Annotated in this window: 25 protein-coding genes; 12 read left to right on the forward strand and 13 right to left on the reverse strand. The window is 67.1% G+C overall.

Annotation, left to right across the window (positions count from 1 at the left end; all coding sequences use genetic code 11):
- Positions 1 to 30: 30 nt before the first annotated feature.
- Together putA and putP are read left to right on the forward strand one after the other, a co-directional pair.
- On the forward strand, positions 31 to 3,222 hold the full coding sequence (putA, locus tag QWG60_RS12010) for a bifunctional proline dehydrogenase/L-glutamate gamma-semialdehyde dehydrogenase PutA (RefSeq protein WP_146907153.1): 3,192 nt from the start codon (positions 31 to 33) through the stop codon (positions 3,220 to 3,222).
- A 43-nt stretch (positions 3,223 to 3,265) separates the two neighbouring features.
- Positions 3,266 to 4,747 carry a sodium/proline symporter PutP gene (gene putP / locus QWG60_RS12015; protein ID WP_046079876.1) on the forward strand — a complete coding sequence of 494 codons (1,482 nt, stop codon included), beginning with the start codon at positions 3,266 to 3,268 and terminating at the stop codon, positions 4,745 to 4,747.
- 94 nt (positions 4,748 to 4,841) lie between these two features.
- On the opposite strand, the gene QWG60_RS12020 is transcribed toward putP, so the two are convergent.
- Positions 4,842 to 5,153 (reverse strand): hypothetical protein, encoded by a 312-nt coding sequence (locus QWG60_RS12020; RefSeq protein WP_146907151.1) that lies wholly within the window; start codon positions 5,151 to 5,153, stop codon positions 4,842 to 4,844.
- A gap of 273 nt (positions 5,154 to 5,426) precedes the next feature.
- Between QWG60_RS12020 and QWG60_RS12025 the strand changes: the two genes are divergently transcribed.
- Together QWG60_RS12025 and QWG60_RS12030 are read left to right on the forward strand one after the other, a co-directional pair.
- Positions 5,427 to 6,035 (forward strand): OmpW/AlkL family protein, encoded by a 609-nt coding sequence (locus tag QWG60_RS12025; RefSeq protein WP_052719383.1) that lies wholly within the window; start codon positions 5,427 to 5,429, stop codon positions 6,033 to 6,035.
- Positions 6,036 to 6,199: 164 nt separating this feature from the next.
- Positions 6,200 to 6,814, forward strand: a complete 615-nt coding sequence (locus tag QWG60_RS12030) for an OmpW/AlkL family protein (RefSeq protein ID WP_046079878.1) — start codon at positions 6,200 to 6,202, stop codon at positions 6,812 to 6,814.
- A gap of 81 nt (positions 6,815 to 6,895) precedes the next feature.
- Here the strand turns inward: QWG60_RS12030 and QWG60_RS12035 are convergent, their stop codons facing one another.
- The 5 genes from QWG60_RS12035 to QWG60_RS12055 all read right to left on the reverse strand — a co-directional run bounded on the left by QWG60_RS12035 (position 6,896) and on the right by QWG60_RS12055 (position 9,995).
- Positions 6,896 to 7,396: a gamma-glutamylcyclotransferase family protein gene (locus tag QWG60_RS12035; RefSeq protein ID WP_107181039.1), complete on the reverse strand. Its 501-nt coding sequence runs from the start codon at positions 7,394 to 7,396 to the stop codon at positions 6,896 to 6,898.
- 7 nt (positions 7,397 to 7,403) lie between these two features.
- Entirely contained in the window at positions 7,404 to 7,736 is a 333-nt protein-coding gene (locus QWG60_RS12040) for a YqcC family protein (RefSeq protein ID WP_046079880.1), read from the reverse strand.
- A 67-nt stretch (positions 7,737 to 7,803) separates the two neighbouring features.
- Positions 7,804 to 8,550, reverse strand: coding sequence for an amino acid ABC transporter ATP-binding protein (locus QWG60_RS12045; RefSeq protein WP_146907149.1), 747 nt, complete (start codon positions 8,548 to 8,550; stop codon positions 7,804 to 7,806).
- Positions 8,547 to 9,221, reverse strand: coding sequence for an amino acid ABC transporter permease (locus tag QWG60_RS12050; RefSeq protein ID WP_016853886.1), 675 nt, complete (start codon positions 9,219 to 9,221; stop codon positions 8,547 to 8,549). The genes QWG60_RS12045 and QWG60_RS12050 overlap by 4 nt, the downstream gene beginning before the upstream one ends.
- 15 nt (positions 9,222 to 9,236) lie before the next feature.
- On the reverse strand, positions 9,237 to 9,995 hold the full coding sequence (locus QWG60_RS12055; RefSeq protein ID WP_046079882.1) for an amino acid ABC transporter substrate-binding protein: 759 nt from the start codon (positions 9,993 to 9,995) through the stop codon (positions 9,237 to 9,239).
- Positions 9,996 to 10,318: 323 nt separating this feature from the next.
- Between QWG60_RS12055 and QWG60_RS12060 the strand changes: the two genes are divergently transcribed.
- The 4 genes from QWG60_RS12060 to QWG60_RS12075 all read left to right on the forward strand — a co-directional run bounded on the left by QWG60_RS12060 (position 10,319) and on the right by QWG60_RS12075 (position 13,278).
- Entirely contained in the window at positions 10,319 to 11,347 is a 1,029-nt protein-coding gene (locus QWG60_RS12060) for a DUF3549 family protein (protein ID WP_146907147.1), read from the forward strand.
- A gap of 19 nt (positions 11,348 to 11,366) precedes the next feature.
- Positions 11,367 to 11,804, forward strand: coding sequence for an ATP-dependent zinc protease family protein (locus tag QWG60_RS12065; RefSeq protein WP_035595393.1), 438 nt, complete (start codon positions 11,367 to 11,369; stop codon positions 11,802 to 11,804).
- A 30-nt stretch (positions 11,805 to 11,834) separates the two neighbouring features.
- Positions 11,835 to 12,743, forward strand: coding sequence for a 30S ribosomal protein S6--L-glutamate ligase (gene rimK / locus QWG60_RS12070; protein WP_035595390.1), 909 nt, complete (start codon positions 11,835 to 11,837; stop codon positions 12,741 to 12,743).
- A gap of 88 nt (positions 12,744 to 12,831) precedes the next feature.
- Complete coding sequence (locus QWG60_RS12075) at positions 12,832 to 13,278, forward strand: ferritin family protein (RefSeq protein WP_046079884.1); 447 nt, start codon at positions 12,832 to 12,834, stop codon at positions 13,276 to 13,278.
- Here QWG60_RS12075 and QWG60_RS12080 read toward each other — a convergent pair.
- From QWG60_RS12080 to QWG60_RS12110, 7 genes are all read right to left on the reverse strand, one after another.
- Positions 13,199 to 13,954 carry a SanA/YdcF family protein gene (locus QWG60_RS12080; RefSeq protein ID WP_046079885.1) on the reverse strand — a complete coding sequence of 252 codons (756 nt, stop codon included), beginning with the start codon at positions 13,952 to 13,954 and terminating at the stop codon, positions 13,199 to 13,201. The two genes, QWG60_RS12075 and QWG60_RS12080, sit on opposite strands and share 80 nt — an antisense overlap.
- A 12-nt stretch (positions 13,955 to 13,966) precedes the next feature.
- The gene (gene sufT, locus QWG60_RS12085; protein WP_173834957.1) at positions 13,967 to 14,542 is read right to left on the reverse strand and encodes a putative Fe-S cluster assembly protein SufT; all 576 of its coding nucleotides are present in this window, start codon (positions 14,540 to 14,542) and stop codon (positions 13,967 to 13,969) included.
- 79 nt (positions 14,543 to 14,621) lie between these two features.
- A complete protein-coding gene (locus QWG60_RS12090; RefSeq protein ID WP_146907145.1) occupies positions 14,622 to 15,863 on the reverse strand; it encodes a cysteine desulfurase in 1,242 nt (413 codons plus the stop codon).
- A 3-nt stretch (positions 15,864 to 15,866) separates the two neighbouring features.
- Complete coding sequence (gene sufD / locus QWG60_RS12095; protein WP_107181032.1) at positions 15,867 to 17,216, reverse strand: Fe-S cluster assembly protein SufD; 1,350 nt, start codon at positions 17,214 to 17,216, stop codon at positions 15,867 to 15,869.
- Positions 17,213 to 17,965 carry a Fe-S cluster assembly ATPase SufC gene (gene sufC / locus QWG60_RS12100; protein WP_046079888.1) on the reverse strand — a complete coding sequence of 251 codons (753 nt, stop codon included), beginning with the start codon at positions 17,963 to 17,965 and terminating at the stop codon, positions 17,213 to 17,215. Before sufC ends, sufD begins: the two co-directional genes overlap by 4 nt.
- Before the next feature lie 79 nt (positions 17,966 to 18,044).
- Entirely contained in the window at positions 18,045 to 19,487 is a 1,443-nt protein-coding gene (gene sufB, locus QWG60_RS12105) for a Fe-S cluster assembly protein SufB (protein WP_035595374.1), read from the reverse strand.
- Positions 19,488 to 19,556: 69 nt separating this feature from the next.
- A complete protein-coding gene (locus QWG60_RS12110) occupies positions 19,557 to 20,018 on the reverse strand; it encodes an SUF system Fe-S cluster assembly regulator (protein ID WP_035595372.1) in 462 nt (153 codons plus the stop codon).
- 392 nt (positions 20,019 to 20,410) lie between these two features.
- Between QWG60_RS12110 and QWG60_RS12115 the strand changes: the two genes are divergently transcribed.
- The 4 genes from QWG60_RS12115 (at position 20,411) to QWG60_RS12130 (ending at position 23,959) form a co-directional block, all read left to right on the forward strand.
- Positions 20,411 to 21,076 (forward strand): ABC transporter permease, encoded by a 666-nt coding sequence (locus tag QWG60_RS12115; RefSeq protein ID WP_035595369.1) that lies wholly within the window; start codon positions 20,411 to 20,413, stop codon positions 21,074 to 21,076.
- A gap of 45 nt (positions 21,077 to 21,121) precedes the next feature.
- Positions 21,122 to 22,279: an ABC transporter ATP-binding protein gene (locus QWG60_RS12120; protein ID WP_146907142.1), complete on the forward strand. Its 1,158-nt coding sequence runs from the start codon at positions 21,122 to 21,124 to the stop codon at positions 22,277 to 22,279.
- 4 nt (positions 22,280 to 22,283) lie between these two features.
- A complete protein-coding gene (locus QWG60_RS12125) occupies positions 22,284 to 23,015 on the forward strand; it encodes an ABC transporter permease (RefSeq protein WP_046079890.1) in 732 nt (243 codons plus the stop codon).
- 62 nt (positions 23,016 to 23,077) lie between these two features.
- Positions 23,078 to 23,959 carry a glycine betaine ABC transporter substrate-binding protein gene (locus QWG60_RS12130; RefSeq protein WP_146907138.1) on the forward strand — a complete coding sequence of 294 codons (882 nt, stop codon included), beginning with the start codon at positions 23,078 to 23,080 and terminating at the stop codon, positions 23,957 to 23,959.
- Positions 23,960 to 24,033 lie beyond the last annotated feature (74 nt).

Below are 24,033 nucleotides of genomic sequence, written 5' to 3' on the forward strand. Positions count from 1 at the left end.
TGTGACGATCGGCTTCCATCGGGGAACGACATGCTCAACGCCAACAACATGCTGGAAGACGCCACCTGGCGTCAGGATCTCGACACCCTCTTCGCCCGCATCAGCGAACACTACGTGGTCGACGAGAACGACTTCGTCGAGGAGCTGATCCAGGCCCTCGGCGCGGGCCACCAGGACTTCGCCCGCACCGCCGAGAAGACCGCCGAGCTGGTACGCGAGATCCGCGAGATGGATACCGCCGTCGATACCATCGACGAGCTGCTCCAGCAGTACAGCCTGGATACCCACGAGGGCCTGATGCTGATGTGCCTGGCCGAGGCCATGCTGCGCATCCCCGACAAGGCCACCGCCGACGCCCTGATCGAGGACAAGCTCGGCCCCGCCGACTGGAAGGCGCACCTGGGCAAGAGCGAATCCTGGATGGTCAACGCCTCCACCTGGGGCCTGCTGATGACCGGCCGCGTGGTGACCCTGGACAAGCCCCAGGAAGGCCGTCCGTCCGGCTTCATCAACAAGATGGTCAACCGCATGGGCGAGCCGGTGATCCGGCGCGCCATGGTCGAGGCCATGAAGGTCATGGGCAAGCAGTTCGTCCTCGGCCGCGATATCGACGAGGCGCTCAAGCGCTCCAAGCCGCTGTTCGACAAGGGTTACACCTACTCCTACGACATGCTCGGCGAGGCCGCCCGCACCCGCCGTGACGCCAAGCGCTACTTCGACGACTACGCCCGCGCCATCGAGCGGGTCGGCAAGACCAGCCGTACGCTGTCCGCCAAGACGCCCACGCCGTCGATCTCGATCAAGCTCTCGGCGCTGCATCCGCGCTACGAGTTCGGCCGCCGCAAGCAGGTGCTGCGCGAGCTGGTCGGCAGCGTGCGCGAACTGGCCCAGATGGCCCGCGAGCGCGACGTGGCCGTGACCATCGACGCCGAGGAGGTCGACCGCCTGGAGCTGTCGCTGGAGGTGTTCCGCGCCGTCTACGAAAGCGAGACCTGCCGTGGCTGGGGCAAGTTCGGGCTGGTGGTCCAGGCCTACTCCAAGCGCGCCCTGCCGGTGCTGCACTACCTCAATCGCCTGGCCGAGCACCAGGGCGACGAGATCCCGTTGCGCCTGGTCAAGGGCGCCTACTGGGACAGCGAGATCAAGGAATCCCAGCAGCTGGGCGTGGACGGCTACCCGGTCTACACCCGCAAGTCCGCCACCGACGTGGCCTATCTGGTGTGCTCGCGCTTCCTGCTCTCCGACGCCACCCGCGGCCGGATCTTCCCGCAGTTCGCCACCCACAACGCCCATACCATCACCAGCATCCTCGAGCAAGCCAACGCCGCCGACCGGGCCTTCGAGTTCCAGCGCCTGCACGGCATGGGCGAGGCACTCTACGATGCGGCCCTCAAGCGCGCCCCCCAGGGCACCTACTGCCGCATCTACGCCCCCACGGGCGCCCACAAGGACCTGCTGCCCTACCTGGTGCGCCGGCTGCTCGAGAACGGCGCCAACTCGTCGTTCGTCCACCAGCTGGTCGATCCCAAGGTGCCGGTGGAATCGCTGTGCGTGCACCCGGCGGAGACCCTGCGCCAGTACGATAGCCTGGCCAACCCGCAGATTCCGCTGCCCCGCGATCTCTACGGGCCCGGTCGCCCCAACTCGAAGGGGGCAAACCTCAACATCCGCAGCCAGTACCAGCCGCTGATGGATGCCATGGCGACGCACATGGACACCGTGTACGAGGCGCGCCCGCTGCTGGCCTTCGACGTGGCCAGCGACCCGGCGCAGACCCACGAGGTGACCGCGCCCTACGACCGCCGCCAGCGCGTCGGCACGGTGCTGTGGACCACCAAGACACAGGCCGAGCAGGCCCTGGACGCCGCCTGGGCGGCCTTCCCGCGCTGGGAGGCGACGCCGGTGGGCGAGCGCGCCGACATCCTGCGTCGCTTCGCCGACCTGATGGAGGCGAACATGGCGGAGCTGATGGCGCTGTGTTCCCGCGAGGGCGGCAAGCTGCTCACCGACGGCGTCGACGAGATCCGCGAGGCGGTGGACTTCTGCCGCTACTACGCCGTGCGCGCCGAGGAGCTGTTCGCCGAACCGACCCGCCTGCCGGGGCCGACCGGCGAGTCCAACGAGCTGATGATGGGCGGCAAGGGCGTGTTCGCGGCGATCAGCCCCTGGAACTTCCCGGTGGCGATCTTCTGCGGCCAGATGGTCGCCACCGCCGTGGCCGGCAACACCGTGCTGGCCAAGCCCGCCGAGCAGACCTCGATCGTCGCCCATCGCGTCGTCGAGCTGCTGCGCGAGGCCGGCATGCCCCGCGACGTGGTGCAGCTGCTGCCCGGCGACGGTCCCACCGTCGGCAGCGTGCTGACCAGCGACCCGCGCGTCACCGGCGTGGTGTTCACCGGTGGCACCGACACCGCCCAGGTCATCAACCGCGCCCTGGCCAACCGCGAGAACGCCGCGCTGCCGACCCTGGTGGCCGAAACCGGCGGCATGAACGCCATGATCGTCGATTCCACCGCCCTGCCCGAGCAGGTCGTGGCCGACGTCATCCATTCGGCCTTCCAGAGCGCCGGCCAGCGCTGCTCGGCGCTGCGCGTGCTCTACCTCCAGGACGACGTGGCCGACCGCGTGATCCAAATCCTCGAAGGCGCCATGGCCGAGCTTCACGTGGGCGACCCGCGCGACCTGGGCACCGACGTGGGCCCGGTGATCGACGAGGACGCCCGCCGGGGCCTGCAGGCGCACATCGACCGGCTCAAGGGCGAGGGTCGGCTGCTGGCCGAGACCCGGCTCGACCCGGCGCATACCGCCGAGGGCACCTTCATTGCCCCCAGCGCCTTCCAGATCGACGGCATCGACGCCCTGGAGCGCGAGCAGTTCGGCCCGGTACTGCACATCGTGCGCTACAAGGCCCAGGACCTCGACCGGGTGATCGAATCGATCAACGGGCGCGGCTATGGCCTGACGTTCGGCGTGCACAGCCGCAACGAATCCTTCGCCGAGGAGATCGCGCAGAAAATTCGCGTTGGCAACGTATACGTCAACCGCAATATCATCGGGGCCGTCGTCGGGGTCCAGCCGTTCGGCGGCCAGGGCTTCTCCGGAACGGGCCCCAAGGCGGGTGGGCCCCACTATCTTCTGCGGTTCGCCACGGAAAAGACGGTGACGATCAATACCGCCGCACTCGGCGGCAATGCGTCACTGCTTGCGCTGGGAGACGAGTGATCCCCGCTCGTCGGTAACGACAACAAACTGAAGGAAGTCCCTCATGGTCGAAAACAACGCCACCATAGGCTTTACATTCGCGCTGTACCTGATCGTGATGCTCGGCATCGGGATCATCGCCTACAAGCGCACCAGCAACCTCTCCGATTACATCCTCGGCGGGCGCTCGCTGGGCCCCTGGACCTCGGCGATCTCCGCCGGGGCCTCGGACATGTCCGGCTGGCTGCTGCTGGGCCTGCCCGGCGCGGCCTACGCCAGCGGCCTGTCCGCGGGCTGGATCGCCGTCGGCCTGCTGGCCGGCACCTGGCTCAACTGGCTGCTGGTGGCACGTCGGCTGCGCGTCTACAGCTTCCGGGCCGATGACGCCCTGACGATCCCGGACTTCCTGGCCAAGCGCTTCCGGGATAACAGCCAGCTGCTGCGGGTGATCTCGGCGGTGTTCATCCTGCTGTTCTTCATGTTCTACACCAGCTCCGGCCTGGTGGCAGGGGCCAAGCTGTTCGACACGGTGTTCGGCTTCGACTACACCCTGGCGTTGACCATCGGCACCCTGGCGATCATCTCCTACACCTTCTTCGGGGGCTTCCTAGCGGTGTCCTGGACCGACCTGATCCAGGGCCTGATGATGGCCGCGGCGCTGCTGATCGTGCCGGTCGTGGCGCTGACCGAGATGGGGGGCCTGGGCGGCAGCGCCCAGGAAATCCTGGCGGCCAACCCGGACATGCTGAAGTGGTTCACCGACGCGTCCACCGGCGAGGCGCTGTCGGTGATGGGCATCGTCAGCTCGCTGGCCTGGGGCCTCGGCTATTTCGGCCAGCCGCACATCCTGGCCCGCTTCGCCGCCATCCGCAGCGAGAAGGACATCCCCACCGCACGCCGCATCGCGGTGAGCTGGAGCGCCCTGGGCCTGCTCGGTGCCATGGCCGTGGGCCTGCTCGGGACCGTCTACATGGCGCGTGACCTGGGCGACGGCGAGACCATCTTCATGGTCATGGTCAACGCCATCTTCCACCCGGTGATCGCCGGCGTGCTGCTGGCCGCCATCCTGGCCGCAGTAATGTCCACCGCCGACTCCCAGCTGCTGGTGTCGTCCTCGGCGCTGACCGATGACTTCTACAAGGCCATCTTCCGCAAGGATGCCACCCAGGGCGAACTGGTGTGGGTGGGCCGCTTCGCGGTCATCGGTATCGCCGTCATCGCCTACCTGCTGGCGCTGAACCCCGACTCCACGGTGCTGGGACTGGTGTCCTACGCCTGGGCAGGCTTCGGTGCGGCCTTCGGCCCGGCGCTGATCATGTCGCTGTTCTGGCGCCGCATGAACACCTGGGGCGCGCTGGCCGGCATCGTCGTCGGCGGCGTCACCGTGGTAGCCTGGGCCCAGATCTCCGGCGGCATCTTCGATCTCTACGAGATCGTGCCCGGCGTGATCTTCGCCTACATCGCCATCGTGGTGGTGAGCCTGGTGACCGAGGCGCCGACCGACGACATCACCGCCGAGTTCGACAGCCTCGAGGAAGCCGCCTGATCGCGGCATCCGGACGAGAGAGCAAGCAAGAAGCCGCCTGCGGGCGGCTTCTTTCGTTTCGTCATCCCGTCGTCACGTCCCCGGGGCGGCGAGATCACCCCATCAGCCCCCTGCCCAACAGCGCCAGGGCGAACAGCGGCAGGGCCGCCCGGCTCCAGGTCGTGCCGGAGAATCGCCACAGCCCCCGCCCACCGACCGACATGACCACCGGCCGCGCAAAGGCGCCACCCAGCGCCCAGATGCCCAGCAGCACCAGCACTGACCGCCAGGGCCAGTCGAGCCCCTGCACCAGCGCGGGTTGATACAGCAACCATACCGACAGCCCCGCCGCCGTCAGCAGCGCGACCAGCGGCCTGTCGCCCGCCCCCAGCCTGGCGGGAAACCGCGTCTCGAAGCGCATGGCCATTCCCTCTCGCCGTCGCCTGTCTCACCGATCCAGTGAAGCCGAAAACCTCGAGATCGGCGAATCCTCGCAGGAAATGTGAAAGCTATACGTCTCCTGTACATCATAAGTCCCTGTCGGCAGGCGCTTTCGTTAAAGCAGGAGAAAACCGCCAGGGGTTTGATAGAAAAATCCTACAAGACATTTAGAAACAGTGTTTTTATACTGACCACATTCCATGCGATGACGCCGAATCGGTCGGCGTCGGCATCCAGGACGAACCAGGGAGGTTTCCACATGAAGATGACCCGTCTGATCACCGCCACCGCCATTGCCGCCGCCGGCCTCGTCGGCGCCCAGTCCGCCATGGCCTACCAGGCCGGCGACATCTACGTGCGCGGCGGCATCGCCAAGTCCGAAGTCAACGACGACATAGGCTCCCTCAACGGCGACGATATCGACGTCTCCGACGAGCGCGGCTTCTCCTACGGCCTGGGCTATCAGTTCCACGACAAGTTCGGCGTCGAGCTCAACGGCACTCAGGACATCGAGCACGATGTGGCCATCGGCGGCACCAACGTCGGCTCCGTGGACCGCCGCCCGATCAACCTGATGCTCAACTACTACCCGCTGGGCGGCACCGGATCGCGCATCCAGCCCTACGCTGGTGCGGGCCTCAACTACACCGACTTCAACGACGTGACGGTTGCCGGCCTGGATGTCGATGACTCCTACGGCGCCGCCGCCCAGCTTGGCGTGGACTTCGCCCTGACCGACCACCTGCTGGTCGGCGCCTTCGCCAACTACGCCGATGTCAGCCCCGACATCGAGATCAACGGCCAGGATGCCGGCGACATCGACGTCGACCCGGTCACCGTCGGCGGCGGCTTCACCTACCGCTTCTGATCCGCGCCACGCCATGACCACCAAGACGCCGGGCCCCGTGCCCGGCGTCCTGTTTTGACGTGCATCAATTCAAGCCGCGAACCATTTTGCCTTGAGTCAAATCGGCGCCGCGGCGCACCCCGTAGACTGGAGCCCTCGCTTACCTTCACCGAGGAGCCAGCCTCATGCGCCGCACCCTGATTTCCACCCTGATCGTCGCCACCGGCCTCGCCGCCAGCAGCCAGGTGCTCGCCTACGGCGCCGGCGATATCTACACCCGCGTCGGCGTGGCCAAGGTCGCGCCCAAGAGCGATAACGGCGATCTCGCCAGCGGCACCTATGAGGTCGACGTTCAGGACGACAACGGCTTCGCCTTCACCCTGGGCTATCGCTTCACCGACAAACTGGGCATGGAGCTGCTGGCCGCCGAGCCCTTCGAGCACGACATTCAGCTCAACGGCGCCAACCTCGCCTCCACCAAGCACCTGCCGCCGACGCTGACCCTGCAGTACTATCCGCTGGGTGGCACCCAGGCGCGCGTGCAGCCCTATGCCGGCGTCGGCGTCAACTACACGCATTTCTCCGACGAGCACATCGACGGCGGCGATCTGGAGCTGGAAGACTCCTGGGGCGCGGCCGCCCAGCTGGGCGTCGACCTCCTGATCGACGAACACTGGGCCCTCAACGCCGCCGCCTGGTATCTCGACATCGACACCGATGCCGAGCTCGGCGGCACCGACATCGGCAACGTCGAGATCGACCCGCTGGTGGTGATGGGCGGCATCAGCTTCCGCTTCTGAGCCGCGTCGACATGCCATGCAAAAGGCCCGCCGAACGGCGGGCCTTTTGGCGTGCGAGCCGCGTGGCGAGTGTCGGCGCCGCTAGCGGGCGGTATGGCGCGACAGCCCCAGCGCCTTGAGCGTCTCGTCGTCGAGGCCGTGGATGGCTTCCACATCGGCCAGGCGGGCGTGATAGTCGGCACTCAGGAAGGGCTTCCCGGCCAGGAGGTGGTCGAGATACTCCCGCGCCGGCCGCAGCGCCTCGCCGGTGGTACCCGGCGCGGCCACATAGACCCAGGCCTCGATGGGGCCTTGCCCCGTGTGGATGGGCAGGCGCAGCCGATCGTAGTCGTGGGGGTAGCCCTCGAAGGGGTCCATGCACTCGATCTGCTCCGGGGCGAGCAGCTCGAACAGCGCTCCCTCGACCCGCTCACCGTCGGCGGGCACCACGTTGGCGTGGCTGATGCCGGCCACTCGCGAGGCCTTGTCGAAACGCAGGGCATGGTCGCGCAGCACCCCGGGCAGGGCACGCCGGGTCGTGCCGATCCGCGCCTCGATCCGGGCGGCGTTCATGTTGCTGCCGTAGGCGAAATAATAGGGCATGGGCGACTCAGTTCTCGGTGACCAGCTGGTCGATCCGCTCCACCACCTTGCCCATCAGCACCCGCTGGCTGGCCTTCGCCCCTTCCTGGATCAGGTAGGCGTCCACGGCGGGGGCCACGTCGCAGCTCGCCGGCATCGGTGCGCGCGCCTCGACCAGCGCCTCGAGCCGGGCGATGAACACGAAGCGCAGCCACTGGGGCAGCGACATCGTGTCGATGCAGAACGGCTGGGAGCTGTTGAAGGCCTCCGGCGCGGGCTGCTCCATGCGCCACAGGTCGGACGCCTTCATGGTGGACTCGAGTTCGCGCAATGCCTGCTCGAGTTCCTGATGAACGGTCATGGGGAAATACCTCTGATCTGACTAGGGGACCATTATCCCGCGCCTGCACGATGCGGGCCACCCCCCGTCACGCCGGCGCGGCGGGCAGCACCTTGCGCAGGAAGTCCCGGGTTCGCGGGTCCTCGGGTGCCTGGAACAGCCGCGAGGGCGGGCCCTGCTCGACGATGCGCCCGCCCTCCATGAACACCACCCGATCGGCGACGTCCCGGGCGAAGGCCATCTCGTGGGTCACCACCAGCATGGTCTGGCGCTCGGCGGCCAGCTGCTTCATCAGCGCCAGCACCTCGTCGACCCACTCCGGGTCCAGCGACGAGGTCGGCTCGTCGAACAGGATCACCTCGGCCTGGGCGGCCATGGCGCGGCCGATGCCGACCCGCTGCTGCTGGCCGCCGGACAGCGAGGCCGGATAGGCGTTCGCCTTGTCGGCCAGGCCGATGCGCTCGAGGATCTCCCGAGCCCGGGCATGGGCCTTCGCCTTGGGCCAGCGATTGACCACGATCAGGCCCTCGGCGATGTTCTCCAGCGCCGTCTTGTTGGCGAACAGCGCGTAGTTCTGGAACACGAAGGCGGTGTGCCGACGCGCGGCCAGGATGTCGGCGCGGCTGGCCCGGGTCACGTCGACCTCAAGGTCGCCCAGGGTCAGCCGGCCGGCGTCGGGCCGCTCCAGGAAGTTGAGGCAGCGCAGCAGGGTCGACTTGCCGGTGCCCGACGGGCCGATCACCACGATGATCTCGCCCCGCTCGATCTCCAGATCGATGCCGTCCAGCACTATGCTGTCGCCGAAGCGCTTGACGAGTTGGTTGACCTTGATCATCGGCGATAGGCCTCGTTGAGTCGGCGTTCCAGGCGCCGCTGGCACCAGGCCAGCAGCTCGACGATGGCCCAGTAGATCACCGCCACGGTGATGAAGGCCTCGAAATAGAGGAAGCTGCCCGCCGCCTCCTTCTGAGTGGCCCCCATCAGCTCGGTGACGCCGAGAGTGAATGCCAGGGAGGTGGCCTTGATCATGTCGATGAAATAGTTCATCAGCGTCGGCACGGCCACCCGGGTGGCCTGGGGCAGCACGATCCGCCGCATCAGCTGGCCGTTGGTCATGCCGATGGACAGCGCCGCCTCGGTCTGGCTGCGGTCCACGCCGACGATGGCGGCGCGGATCGACTCCGCCATGTAGGCCGAGAAGTGCAGCGTCAGCCCCATGATGGTGGCGGTGATGCCATCGATCTGGGTCAGGAAAGCCAGCACCTGGGGCAGGCCATAGTAGAACAGGAACAGCTGCACCAGCAGCGGGGTACCGCGGAAGAAGGAGATGAACAGCAGGGTGATGCCGTTCAGCCCCGGAAGCTTCAGCACCCGTATCACCGCCAGTCCGCAGGCCAGGGCCAGGGCCAGCACCATCCCCGCCGCGGCCATCGCCAGGGTCAGCGGCAGATAGCCGAGCAGAATGGGCGCGAGCCCCAGCATGTAGTCGAAATCGAGCACGCTCATGTCGGGTGCTGCGCCTCAGGGCCGCGTGATGTCGTTGCCGAACCAGCGCTCGGAGATATCGGCCAGGGTGCCGTCCTCGCGCAGGGCCTCGAGCGCCGCGTCGACCTCGTCGCGCAGGGCACGTCCCTGCTCGGTGTCGCGGAACGGCAGGGCGTTGTGGATCTCGGAGAACGGCTGGCCGGCCAGCTGCAGCGGCAGCGGTTTCTCCTTGATCACCTGGCTGGCACTGACGCGATCCATGACGAAGGCATCGACGCGGCCCAGCGCGGTGTCCTGCTCGATATTGCTCTCGTAGGTGCGGATATCGATGTCGTCGGCGTAGGGCAGCTCACGCAGCAGCTGCTCGTAGTTGGAGCCGAGGTTCACCGCCACGCGCTTGCCGCGCAGGTCCTCGACGCCGTCGATCGCGTCATTGCCCTCCTTGACCACCACCTGGGCGCCGTCATAGACGTAGGGCGCGGTGAAGACATACTTCGCCTCGCGCTCCTCGGTGATGGTGATCTGGTTGGCGATAGTATCGATGCGACCGGACTCCAGCATGCCGAACAGGCCGGAGAAATTGGCGGTCACGAACGTCACCTCGGCGCCCATCGCCTCGCCCACCGCGTTCATGACATCGACCTCGAAGCCCTTGAGGGTGTCCTGCTCGACGAAGGTGAAGGGGAAATAACCGCCCGACATGCCGACCCGGAGCGTCGTGTCCTGGGCGAAGGCGCCGCCGGAGAAGGCGATGGCGCCGGCGGCGAGAAACGTCAGAGTGAAGCGACGAAGCATGATGTGCCTCCGTTTGGATTCTGTTTTTGGAATAAAAACGACTGTTTAATATTTCATTTTCGCACAGACCATAGTGGAAATCTCGGTCATGGACCAATAGTGGCCCATTATGGGCGCCATAGCGGCCAAGCGGATCATTCATTCACAGCAGCGCTGAATGTTCCTGTGGATAACCACTGGAAAGCCGTCGCCGAGGCCGATACGGCGGGCGCGAAGCATGATCGTTCAGGATTTGATCAGCCTGCTCATCATCGCCCGCCGCCACGGGCTGACAGCGTCGGGGCACCACGGTAGAGTGCACGCTCGTCACAGAGGGAAACCGCATGCAGCCGATCGACAGCTTTCACGATTTCTTCGCGCGCACCGGGGCCGAGACCCGGCTCTATCACATGGGGCGCGGCGTCGAACCCTGCGGGCTGGAGACGCTGACGGCGCTGGAGCGGGACGAGCGGCCCTGGCCGCAACCCTGGCAGGGCAAGGCCCGGCTGGCGATGGTATTTCGTCTCGGCGAGATGGAAGACCCGCTGATCTGGTTCCTGGCACTGCCGCTGGACGAACAGGGCCGGCTCGACCCGGCGCCTCGCGACGCCTTCCTGCAGCGCCTGCTGGAGACCCTGGGTCGCAACGTCCAGGGCCTCGGCCGCGAGGACGGCGAGGCGATCGACAACCTGATGAAGGACAATCCGCTGGCCTTCACGCCCTCCCTGCCCTTCCAGGCCGTGCTGCACGCCCGGGCAAGCCGCGACATGGACCGGCCGGCCAGCCAGCACATGGAACCCGCCGAGGCCTACCTGGAAGGCCAGCAGGCGCTGGACTGGCGAGCCCTGGGCCTGCAGGGCCTGGCCGACGTCGCCGTGCGCATGGACGACGCCCAGGCCCAGCGCCTGGCGGCGCGTCTGCCGACCCTGCCTGGCGAAGTGCTGGCCTCGCTGTGCTACTGTCTGGAACATGTGGACGTTCCCCGGCCGCTGGCCGAGGCGCTGCGCGTCCGGGGCGAAACGGCCGCCGAGTCCGGCGACATCGAGACCTTCTGCGCCTGCGTGCGCGCCGTGTCCGGCGCCGAACGCGAGGTCGCCGGCGCCTGGCTCGATGCCCTGCTCGACGATCCCGAGGCCTGTGGCCCGGACCTGCTGGCGGCCATCGCCGGACGCGGCTGGCGTCACCTGGAAGACGGCGAGCGACTGCCGCGCTTCCTGACCCGGCTGGCGGACACGCCGCGCGCGGACTTCGCCGCCGTGGCACGCGACCTGGCGCTGATTCCGCGCCTGCGGCTGCCGGTGCTGATGACGCTGCGTGAGGCCGACGCGGACTCCGCCATCGGACGACGCCTGGGCGATCTGTCCCGCGGATGACATCATGAGGGAGGATGCCATGAAGGAGCTGCCCTATCAGGCCAAGGCGGTCATCGGCCGCCGCGAGATGGTGACCCTGCCGGAACTCGGCCTGACGCTGTGCGCCAAGGCCGACACCGGCGCGCGCACCTCGTCGCTGCACGCCGAGGACATCGAATCCTTCGAGGAAGACGGCCACCTGTGGGTCAGCTTCACCACCCGTGGCGGCGGGCCGACGAGCCCGGCCCACGTGCACTGCCTGCACCTGTACGACCGGCGCCAGGTCACCAGCTCCAACGGCCAGGCCGAGTGGCGTTACGTGATCCGCACGCCGATGCAGCTCGGCGAACTGGAGTTCCCCGTCGAGCTGACCCTCGCCGACCGTCGCCAGATGCGCCATCCCATGCTGCTCGGGCGTCGCGCCCTGCGGCGGCTGCTGGTGGCCCCGGGCGCCGGCTTCCTGCACGGCGAACCCTGATCCCCGCCATCTCCTGGCATCGGAGGCCCTATGCATATCGCGCTGCTGTCCCGCAACCGCAGGCTCTATTCCACTCGCCGGCTGATCGAGGCCGCCGAGCAGCGAGGCCATACCACCCGGGTGGTGGACACCCTGCGCTGCTACATGAGCATCGCCTCCCACCAGCCCTCGATCCACTACAAGGGCGAACAGCTCGAACCCTTCGATGCCGTGATCCCGCGTATCGGGGCCTCGATCACCTTCTACGGCTGCGCCGTGCTGCGCCAGTTCGAGATGATGAATATCCCGGTGCTCAACGACAGCGTCTCGATCACCCGCTCGCGGGACAAGCTGCGCTCGTTGCAGCTGCTCTCGCGCAAGGGCATCGGCCTGCCGGTGACCGGCTTCGCCCACTCCCCGGACGACATTCCCGACCTGATCACCATGGTCCGCGGCGCACCGCTGGTCATCAAGCTGCTGGAAGGCACCCAAGGCATCGGCGTGGTGCTGGCCGAGACCAACCAGGCCGCGGAGTCGGTGATCCAGGCCTTCATGGGCATGAAGGCCAACATCATGGTCCAGGAGTACATCAAGGAGGCCAAGGGGGCCGACATCCGCTGCCTGGTGATCGGCGACAAGGTGGTGGCGGCGATGAAGCGCCAGGCCGCCGAGGGCGAGTTCCGCTCCAACCTGCATCGCGGCGGCAGCGCCAGCGTGATCCGCATCACCCCGGAGGAGCGCTCCACGGCGATTCGCGCCGCCAAGGCCATGGGCCTGCGCGTGGCCGGGGTCGACCTGCTGCGCTCGAACCACGGCCCGGTGATCATGGAAGTCAATTCGTCGCCCGGCCTGCAGGGCATCGAGACCGCCACGGGCAAGGACATCGCCGGGTTGATCATCGAGCACCTGGAGAAGAGCTCGACCCCGAGACGCAAGGCGCCGCCCAAGCCGAAAGGCTAAGCCAAGACGCCGAAATATTTGACCGCTGGGGGTGGCAAAAGGCCGACGACACCCCCACAATCTGCGTCACCGGAGGAGGTGACCGCCCATGTTTCTCGATAATCGCCAGGTGGCGATGGACAGCGTCCTCGAGGCGCTGGCCGACAGCATCGACTATTTCCAGGACAACCATGAGCGCCTGCGGCCCAGCCTGCGCGACGTCCTGCAGCCCTATTTCGATACCCGGAAAGCGTTGATGCGCGAGTTGCAGGAACTGGCCCGCCGGCACCTCGCCCTCCTCCCCCGCGATGCCGACGTCGAGCGCGACGATTACATGTGGCTGTGGAGCCGCCTGAAGAGCTTCGTCGGCGACGACAGCCAGGTGCTGATCAACGAGCTGCTGGAACAGGAGCGGGTGCTGATGCAGGCGCTTTCGACCCTGTACACCCACCCGCTTCCTGACGCCATCGAGTCGGTCATCGAGGAGTGCTGGAAGCACTGTCGCTCGCTGATTCGCGAGCTGTATCGGCAGCAGAAGAAGCATCAGCGGCGCTGAGCGCCGCTCGCGGCACGATCTGCAGCGGCTCCTCGGGCCCCAGGAAATGGGGCTCACGCCCCCATACGTAGAGATCGCCCAGGGTCGCCACTCGTGCGGCCCACTCCCGCGCCTTCAGCCACAGCACGCCCTCCGACGGTCGCTCCGGCGCCGCGCAGCCGCGCGCCTCGATGCCCAGCGCCTCGGCGATGAACAGGGCCCGCGGCAGGTGCCACGACTGGGTGACCAGCAGCGCTCGCGTCACGCCGAAGACGCCGCGCGCCCGGGACAGGGTATCGAAGGTGCTGAAGCCGGCGTAGTCCAGCGTCATGGCCGCGTCGGGCACGGCGCGACCGCGCAGGTCACGCCACATGGTCACCGGCTCGTTGTAGTAACGGGTGCTGTTGTCCCCGGACAGCAGCAGGTGCTGCACCCGCTCACCGCGGTACAGCCGCGCAGCCGCCTGCATGCGGCCCTCGAAATGCGGATTGCGCTGGCCGCTGCGCGTCCAGTGGGAGGTGCCGAAGACGATGCCCACCCGCTCGGGGCCGCACTGCTGAAGTCCGTGGTCGATGCGCCCGCGGGTCTCGGCCAGCACCCACAGGTTGGCGCCCACGAAAAGCAGAATCGCCAGGAGTGCGAGCCCCCCCAGCGACATCAGCAGCCCCCTGACACCTTTCCACAATGAGATGGGCATCCGCCTTACCGGTTAAAACATGCCGAGCTCGAGCTTGGCCTCGTCACTCATCATCTCACGACTCCAGGGCGGGTCGAAGACGATCTCGGTGTGCACCTGGCTGATCTGCGGGGCGCCGAGGATCTTGTGGCGCGCATCGGCGGCGATGACGTCACCCATGCCGCAGCCCGGCGCGGTCAGGGTCATGCGGATGGTGACGATACGCTCGCCGGTGATCAGACGCTCGATACGACAGCCGTAGACCAGCCCGAGTTCGACGATGTCGACCGGGATCTCGGGGTCGAAGCAGGTCCGCAGCTGATCCCAGACGAACTGCTCGATCGCTTCCTCGGAGGCGTCCTCGGGCAGGGTCGGGCGCGGCACGGCCTCGAGTCCCAGGGCGTCGAGGTTGCTGCCCTCGATCAGGTAGAGCCGCCCCTCGTGGCCCACGCTGACCGAGTTGCCCTTGGCCTGCATCACGCTGACCTCGCTGTCCTCGGGCAGCGTGATGGTCTTGCCGAAGGGAATGGAGATGACCTCGACGTCGCGCTGCAGGGGCAGGACCTGGCCCTTGTGCAGGCTCGCCAGGGGATCGTCGATCTCGCTCATAGGACTCCTTGGAGCTTCATTCACAGCAACCGCGGCGAGCCTTCAGGAGGTCCGCCGCGGCGTGACCCGGGAGCAGCGCTCAGCGCAGCATGCCCACGACCCGCTCTAGGCCGTCGACGAAGACGTCGACCTCCTCGGGGGTGTTGTAGGCGGCGAAGGAGGCGCGGCAGGTGGCATCGACACCGAACGAGGACAGCAGCGGCTGGGCACAGTGGTGTCCGGTGCGGATCGCCACGCCGAGCTGGTCGATCAAAAGGCCGATGTCCTGGGAATGGGCGCCCTCGACCACGAACGACAGCACGCCGGCCTTCTCGGGCGCGGTGCCGAGGATGCGCAGGCCGTCGATGCGCGACACGCTGCGCGTGGCGTGCTCGAGCAGCCGCGACTCCCAGGCGCCGATCAGCGGCAGGCCGATCTCCTCGACCCACTGAATCGCGCGTCCCAGGGCGATCACCTCGGCGATGGCCGGGGTGCCGGCCTCGAACTTGTGAGGAATGCCGGCGAAGGTGGTGGGCGCCTCGAAGGACACGGTGGCGATCATCTCGCCGCCACCCTGCCAGGGCGGCATGGCCTCGAGCAGTTCGGCGCGGCCGTAGAGCACGCCGGCGCCGGTGGGGCCATAGACCTTGTGGCCGGAGAAGGCATAGAAGTCGACGCCGAGCGCCTGCACGTCGACCTTCTGGTGCGGCGCGCCCTGAGCGCCGTCGACCAGAATCAGCGCGCCGTGCTCGTGGGCCACTCTGGCCATGTCGGCCACCGGATTGACGGTGCCCAGCGCGTTGGAGACGTGATTGACCGCCACCAGCCGAGTGCGCTCGGAGATCAGATCGCGGTAGGCGGCCTGGTCGAGCACGCCGCGCTCGTCGACCGGAATCACCTTGAGGGTAAAGCCCTTCTCGGCGGCCAGCATCTGCCAGGGCACGATGTTGGAGTGGTGCTCCAGGCGCGAGATCAGCACCTCGTCGCCTTCGCCCAGGTTGGCGCGGCCCCAGCTCCCCGCCACCAGGTTGATCGCCTCGGTGGTGCCGCAGGTGAAGACGATCTCGCGGCTCTCGGCGGCGCCGAGGAAGGCACGCACGGTGTCCCGGGTGCCCTCGTAGGCCGCGGTGGCCTCATCGGCCAGGGTATGCAGACCGCGATGGATGTTGGCGTTGTAGCGCCCGTAGTACTCGTCGAAGACCTCGATCACCTGACGCGGGGTCTGGCTGGTGGCCGCGTTGTCGAGATAGACCAGCGGCTTGCCGTGGACCTCCCGATCGAGGATCGGGAAGTCGCGACGGACCCGCGCCACGTCGAGCAGCAGATCGCTGAAGTCGACCATGGATCAGTCCTCGTTGAGCGCCGCGGCGGCTTCCACCAGCCCGGCCAGGTTGAAGCGTTCCGGCAGCTTGCCGGCCACCGTGAGCTCGACCCGCTCGGCAACGGCGTCGAGGTCGACCAGCTCCATCACCTCACCGGCGAAGGCCAGCGTCAGCAGGCCGCGGGCGGTCTGCTCGTCGATGCCGCGGGCGCGCAGGGCGTAGACCGCTTCCTCGTCGAGCTGGCCGGTGGTGGCACCGTGGGCGCACTTGACGTCGTCGGCATAGATCTCGAGCTCGGGCTTGGTGTCGACCTCGGCGCGGTCGGAGAGCAGCAGGTTGGCGTTGCTCTGCTCGGACTCGATCTTCTGGCTGTCGCGCTTGACCACCACCCGGCCGTTGAACACGCCATGGGCACGATCATCGAGGATGCCCTTGTAGTTCTCGCTGGAACGGGTGTGCGGCGCGTTGTGGTTGACCTCGGTGTGGTTGTCCACGTGCTGGCGACCCTGGCCGTAGAACAGGCCGTGCAGCGTCGCCTCGGCGCCCTCGCCGTTGAGGTCGTTGATGAAGTCGTTGCGCACCAGGCCACCGCCCAGGTTCAGGTTGAACGAGGTATAGCGGCTGTCGCGCCCCTGCTCCACCTGGATGCTGGCGATGTGACGGTCCTTGAGCGGCGCTTCCTGCAGCTTGTAGTGGGTCAGGATGGCGCCGCGGTCGAGGATGATCTCCTCCACCAGGTTGGTGAAGTTGGCCGCGCCCTCTTCACCGGCATGGTGCTCGATCAGGGTCGCCTCGCTGCGACCGCCGGCCTCGACCAGGATGCGCGGATGGCTCATCACCGGCTGCTCGCCGGCCCGGGACAGGAACTGCAGCACGATGGGCTTGTCGACCACGGTGCGCGGCGCCAGGCGGACCAGGGCGCCCTCCTCGAAGAAGGCGGTGTTGAGCGCGGCGAAGGCCGAGAAGTCGACGCCGGTGAGCCGGCCGAGCGGGCCGCCCACGGCCTCGTGGTTCTCTTCCAGGGCCTGGGACAGCGGCAGCACCTGCACGCCGGCCGGCAGGTTGCCGAGGTCCGACAGCGCCGGGGCGAAGACGCCGTCGACGAAGGTCAGGCGATGCGCGTCCAGCGGCAGAGTCAGCGCCGCCGCCGCGGCCGGCGAGAACTCGGCGTCGTCGGTCAGCGCGAAGTCAGTGCGGGCGATGTCGCGCACGTCGGTGTACTTCCACGCCTCGACGCGACGATGCGGGAAGCCCATCGCCTCGAAGCGGGCGGCGCCGGCCTGGCGCCGGGCGGCGATCCAGGTCGGCTCGTCGCCGCGCTGGGCGCTGCGCTCACTCAGGCGATCGAGGAAGCGTTGCACGTCGTCATTCATGCCGCGGAGCCCTCCAGCAGCCAGTCGTAGCCGCGGTCCTCGAGTTCGCGCGCCAGCTCGGCATCACCGCTCTTGACGATGCGGCCGTCGACCAGCACGTGCACCCGATCCGGCACGATGTAGTCGAGCAGGCGCTGATAGTGGGTCACCAGCAGGATGCTGCGATCCTCGGCGCGCAGCGAGTTGACACCCTCGGCGACGACCTTCAGGGCGTCGATGTCGAGGCCGGAGTCGATCTCGTCGAGCATGGCGAGCTTCGGCTGCAGCACCAGCATCTGCAGGATCTCGTTGCGCTTCTTCTCGCCGCCGGAGAAGCCTTCGTTGACGGCGCGCTGCAGGAAGCTGGCGTCCATCTTCATGAAGGCGATCTTCTCCTTGATCAGCTTCATGAACTCGGGCGCCGGAATCTCGCCCAGGCCCTCGGCCTCGCGCTTGGCGTTGAGCGCGGCCTTGAGCAGGTAGATGTTCTTCACCCCGGGGATCTCGACCGGGTACTGAAAGCCCAGCAGCAGACCGACGCGGGCGCGCTCCTCGATCTCCATCTCGAGGACGTCCTGGCCCTCGTAGGTGATCGAGCCGGCGGTGACCTCGTAGCCGTCCTTGCCGGCGATCACCGCGGACAGCGTGGACTTGCCGGCGCCGTTGGGGCCCATGATGGCGTGGACTTCACCGGCGCCGATGGTCAGGTTGAGGCCCTTGAGGATCTCGGAACCCTCGACCGTGACGTGCAGATCCTTGACTTCGAGCATCTTGACTACCTTTCGATCTTTGGGCCGCCGCGGCGGCTCGCAATAAGTTGATTCGTTTCCAACCCGCACTAGACGTGGCCTAGCCGACCGCCCCTTCGAGGGTGACGTTGAGCAGCGCCTCGGCTTCGACGGCGAACTCCATCGGCAGCTCCTGGAAGACGTCCTTGCAGAAGCCGTTGACGATCATGTTCACCGCGTCTTCCTCGGAGATGCCGCGGCTCTGGCAGTAGAACAGCTGGTCCTCGCCGATCTTGGAGGTGGTCGCCTCGTGCTCCACGGTGGCCGTGCTGTTGCCGATCTCCTGATAGGGGAAGGTATGGGCCCCGCAGGTGTCGCCGATCAGCAGCGAGTCGCACTGGGTATAGTTGCGCGCGCCCTTGGCCCGCGGCCCCACCTTGACCAGGCCGCGATAGGACTGCTCGGAGCGGCCGGCGGAGATGCCCTTGGAGACGATGGTCGAGCGCGAGCCCTCGCCGATGTGGATCATCTTGGTACCGGTATCGGCCTGCTGACGGCCGTTGGTCACCGCCACCGAGTAGAACTCGCCGACGCTGTCCTTGCCGCGCAGCACGCAGGAGGGATACTTCCAGGTGATGGCCGAGCCGGTCTCGACCTGGGTCCAGCTGATGTGGGAACGGTCGCCGCGGCAGTCGCCGCGCTTGGTGACGAAGTTGTAGATGCCGCCCTTGCCGTCCTCGTCACCCGGATACCAGTTCTGCACCGTGGAGTACTTGATGGAGGCGTCTTCCAGCGCCACCAGCTCGACCACCGCCGCGTGCAGCTGGTTCTCGTCGCGCTGGGGTGCGGTGCAGCCTTCCAGGTAGGAGACCTGGGCACGGCTCTCGCAGACGATCAGGGTGCGCTCGAACTGGCCGGTGTTGGCGGCGTTGATGCGGAAGTAGGTGGACAGCTCCATGGGGCAGGTCACGCCTTCCGGCACGAACACGAAGGAACCGTCGGTGAACACCGCGGAGTTCAGCGCCGTGAAGTAGTTGTCGCCCTGGGGCACCACGCTGCCGAGGTACTGCTTGACCAGCTCCGGGTAGTCGCGGATCGCCTCGGAGATCGAGCAGAAGATCACGCCCGCCTCGTGCAGCTTCTCTTTGAAGGTGGTGGTCACGGAGACGGAGTCGAAGACCGCGTCCACCGCCACGCCGGCCAGCGCCGCCCGCTCGTGCAGCGGAATGCCCAGCTTCTCGTAAGTCTCGAGCAGCTTGGGGTCGACCTCGTCGAGGCTCTGGGGCTTGTCCTCGTCGCGCTTGGGGGCGCTGTAGTAGGAGATCGCCTGGTAGTCGATCGGCGGGTAGTTCAGATGCGCCCAGGAGGGCGGCGTCATCTTCAGCCACTGGTGGTAGGCCTGGAGGCGCCACTCCAGCATCCATTCCGGCTCGCCCTTCTTCTTGGAGATGAAGGCGATGGTGTTCTCGTCCAGACCCGGCGGTACCGTATCGCTCTCGATGTCGGTCACGAAACCTTCTTTGTATTCGCGACGGACAAGCTGTTCCATTTCCTGACTTGCCATGATGTCTCCCCTCCCGGGCTGGTTGGGTCGGCGAGCCGGGCTCGCCTCGGGTGGTGAATCCGCGGGTGATCAGGCCTCGGCGGCCAGACTCACGCCTTGTATGGGCAGCTGCACCGGCAGCTTGATCGGGGTGGTGTCGGCCAGGTGGGCCAGGGTCACGCTGTGGAGCAGTGTCTGCATCGCCAGCGACACCCGCTGCCAGTTGTCGGACACCCCGCAGGTGTCCACCAGTTCGCAGTCGCCCTCGGCCTGGCTGCATTCGGTCATCGCCACCGGCCCCTCGATCGCCGCGATGATGTCGCCGGCGGTGATCTGCGACGCGGGACGCGCCAGAGAATAGCCGCCCTGGGCGCCACGGCGGGACTCCAGCAGCCCGGCGCGCACCAGCATCTTCAGGGTCTTGCTGACCGTCGGGTGCGGCACCTGCACCGCCTCGGCGAGCTCCGCCGCCGCGTGTGGCTGCTCGGGGTGACGGGCGATCTGCGCCATCACCACCGCCGCGTAGTCGGTCAGTCTGGACAGCTTCAGCAAGACAGGCCTCCCCGGGAACACCCCTGGTGATCGATTGCGGACCATTTTAGTCCTGTATGTCGACGATGTGAACCCTCGCCGTGCCGTATTGCGCCGCCGAACACGCCGTTGGCGACACGTTCGACACCGTTCACATCAAAAACAACAATCGTTCTCATTGGGAGGCACTATGCCCCGAACCCGCGGCCCAGCGCATGCATCAGCCCCCGCAATTTATCCCATTGCGCATCGTCATCCATGGAAAAACAAATAGATATGGAGCTTTGCTAAGCTGAGTCACCGCTTCACGGCCTTCCATCGCGGCCCTGCCACCGCCGGAGGCGCCACCCACGCCGTCAACGCGCCTCGAGCGCTATGCTGTATCGGCATGGGAACGACCAGGAGATAGGGACTTGGAACTCATTCAATACGCCATCGACAACCTCGACCTGCTGCTCTCGAGAACCCTCGAGCACATCGCGCTGGTCGGGGTCGCCGTCGGCATCGCCACCCTCACCGGGGTGCCCATCGGCATCGCCATCACCAAGAACGAACGCCTGGCCAAGGCGGTGCTGTATGCGGCGTCCATCATCGTCACGGTGCCGTCCATCGCGCTGTTCGGGATCATGATCCCGGTGCTGTCGCTGATCGGCCAGGGCATCGGCTATCTGCCGGCGGTCATCGCCGTGCTGCTCTACTCGCAGCTGCCGATCATCCGCAACACCTACACCGCCATCCACAACGTGGATCCGGCGCTGCGCGAGGCGGCACGCGGCATCGGCATGAGCCAGAACCAGCGCCTGCGCATGGTCGAGATCCCGCTGGCGGTGCCGGTGATCATGGCCGGCGTCAGGACCGCCGTGGTGCTCAACATCGGCGTGATGGCGATCGCCGCCTACATCGGCGCCGGCGGGCTCGGCACCTTCATCAGCCGCGGCATCTCGCAGTCCGACCCGCGCCAGCTGATCGTCGGCGCGGTGGCGGTCAGCCTGCTGGCCATCATCGTCGACTACGGCCTGCTGGCGCTGCAGAAACGCCTGACGCCCCTCGGGATGGAGCGCGCCGCCGAGACGGCCTGATCCCGTCCCGCGCGACTCCGGCTCATCACACAAGGATTCCCCTGCATGATTCGACTCGACAACCTGACCAAGGTCTTCGACACCCCCAAGGGCGCGGTCACCGCCGCCGACCACATCAACATGGAGGTGCCGGCCGGCGAGATCTGCATCCTGCTCGGCCCCTCCGGCTGCGGCAAGACCACCACCCTGAAGATGATCAACCGCATCGTGCGCCCCACCTCGGGCAAGGTGTTCATCAACGGCGAGGACACCACCGGCCTGGACACCCAGGAGCTGCGTCGCAACATCGGCTACGTGATCCAGCAGATCGGCCTGTTCCCCAACATGACCATCGAGGACAACATCACGGTGGTGCCCAAGCTGCTGGGCTGGGACAAGGCCAAGTACCGGGAACGCGCCCGGGAGCTGATGGACATGATCGCGCTGGACCCGGACGCCTTCCTCAAGCGCTATCCCAACGAGCTGTCCGGCGGCCAGCAGCAGCGCATCGGCGTGGCCCGGGCGCTGGCGGCCGATCCCCCGGTGATGCTGATGGACGAGCCCTTCGGCGCCATCGACCCGATCAACCGCGCGGTGATCCAGGACGAGTTCCTCAAGATGCAGCAGGCACTCAACAAGACCATCATGTTCGTCAGCCACGACATCGACGAAGCGATCAAGATGGGCGACCGCGTCGCCATCTTCCGCGCCGGCCGCCTGGAGCAGTACTCCACCCCGGACGAGCTGCTGGCCAATCCCAAGGACGAGTTCGTGGAGTCCTTCCTCGGCGAGGACCGGGCGCTCAAGCGCCTCAACCTGGTGAAGGTGCGCGACGTGGTCTCCGACGAGATCGGCACCGTATCGCCCAGCGACACCCTGGAGACCGCCCTGGCCCGGATCGACGACTTCGGCTACCAGAACGCCATCCTGGTGGTGAACGATCGTCGCCAGCCGGTGGGGCTGATCAGCCGCTCCCAGGCGCGTACCACCAAGGGCTACTGCCGCGACCATTTCCAGAACGTGCCGGCCACCGTGTCGCTGGACGACGACCTGCGCAAGGTCGCCTCGCTGATGTTCTCCAACGACATCACCTGGCTGCCCTGCGTGGACGAGGCCGGCCGGGTCTGCGGCCAGATCACCCAGCGCGCCATGACCCACCATCTGGGCTCGCGGTTCCGCCCCACGGAACCCGCCGCGACCGCCGAACCGGCCACCAAGGAGTAAGCCGATGCCGATCCGGAGCCTGAAGGGGGCCCTGCGCATTGCGCTGCTCATCGCCATCTTCTTTCTCGGCGTGTGGAGCCAGTCCAGCGGGGTCATCGACGACTTCATCTTCTATCTGCCCGACGTGCAGTTTCTGGCCGTGCAGCACCTGTGGCTGACCCTCATTTCCGGGGGCCTGGCCATCCTGGTGGCCATTCCGCTGGGCGTGGTGCTGTCGCGACCCAGCATGGCGCGCGTCGCCGAATCGGCCATGCAGGTGCTCAACGTCGGCACCACCATCCCGACGCTGGCGGTGCTGGCGCTGTCGATGAGTTTCCTCGGCATCGGCACCGTACCGGCGGTGTTCGGGCTGTTCGTGGCCACGCTGCTGCCGATCACCCGCAACACCTACGCCGGCCTCAAGGGCGTCAACCCGGCGCTGAAGGAGGCCGCCTCGGGCATAGGCATGTCGCCGGCCCAGCGCCTGCTTCGCGTCGAGATGCCCAACGCCCTCTACGTGATCTTCGCCGGCATCCGCACGGCGCTGACCATCAACGTGGGCACCGTGCCGCTGGCCTTCCTGATCGGCGCCGGCGGGCTGGGCGAGCTGATCTTCACCGGCATCGACCTCTACGACCCGGTAATGATGCTGTCCGGCGCCATCCCTACCGCCCTGCTGGCGATCGTGGTCGATGCCATCGTGGCGACCACCGCCTTCCTGGTGGTACCCCGAGGGGTCAACCCCTCCCGCAGCTGAGCAAGAGTCCTTTCGATCCGGCCGCCGATGAGCGGCTACGCGGCAACCACAAGGAGATCACCATGAAACGCTTGATGATGACGCTTTCCGGCCTGGCACTGGCCGGCGCCATGACTACCGCCCAGGCCGAAGAGATCGTGGTCGGTGGCAAGAACTTCACCGAGCAGCAGATACTCGCCAGCATGACGTCCCAGTACCTGAGCGGGCTCGGCTACGACGTCGAGACCCGTGCCGGCATGGGCTCCGCCGTGCTGCGCCAGGCCCAGGAGAACGGCCAGATCGACCTCTACTGGGAATACACCGGCACCTCGCTGATCAACTACAACGACGTCACCGAGTCGCTGTCGCCCGAGGAGACCTATGAACGGGTCAAGGAGCTCGACGGCGAGAAGGGCCTGGTGTGGCTGGAGCCCTCGGCGGCCAACAACACCTACGCCCTGGCCATGCGCCAGGAGAGCGTCGAGGAGACCGGCATCGAGTCGCTGTCCGAGCTGGCCCAGGCGGTCAACGACGGCGAGGACCTGACCTTCGCCATGAACGCCGAGTTCTACGCTCGCGAGGACGGCTGGCGCCCGCTCCAGCAGGCCTACGACTTCCGCGTCGGCCGCGGTGAGGTCAAGCGCATGGACTCCGGCCTGGTCTACCAGGCGCTGCGCGACGGTCAGGTCGACGTGGGCCTGGTGTTCGCCACCGACGGCCGCATCCCGGCCTTCGATTTCCAGGTCCTCGAGGACGACCAGGCCTTCTTCCCGGCCTACGCCCTGACGCCGGTGGTGCGCGAGGAAACCCTCGAGGCCAACCCGGACCTCGCCGAGCAGATGAATGCGCTGTCCGCGCTGCTCGACGACGAGACCATGGCCACCCTCAACGCCCGGGTCGACGTCGAGCGCGAGACCATCGAGGACGTGGCACAGAGCTTCCTCGACGACAACGAACTGCTGTAACGGCATCGCCCGTCATGCGATCGCACCGGAGGCCGCCCCAGGGCGGCCTCCGTCGTTTCCTCGAAGCGAGAGGT

The organism is Halomonas halophila, assembly GCF_030406665.1.
GTDB lineage: Bacteria > Pseudomonadota > Gammaproteobacteria > Pseudomonadales > Halomonadaceae > Halomonas > Halomonas halophila.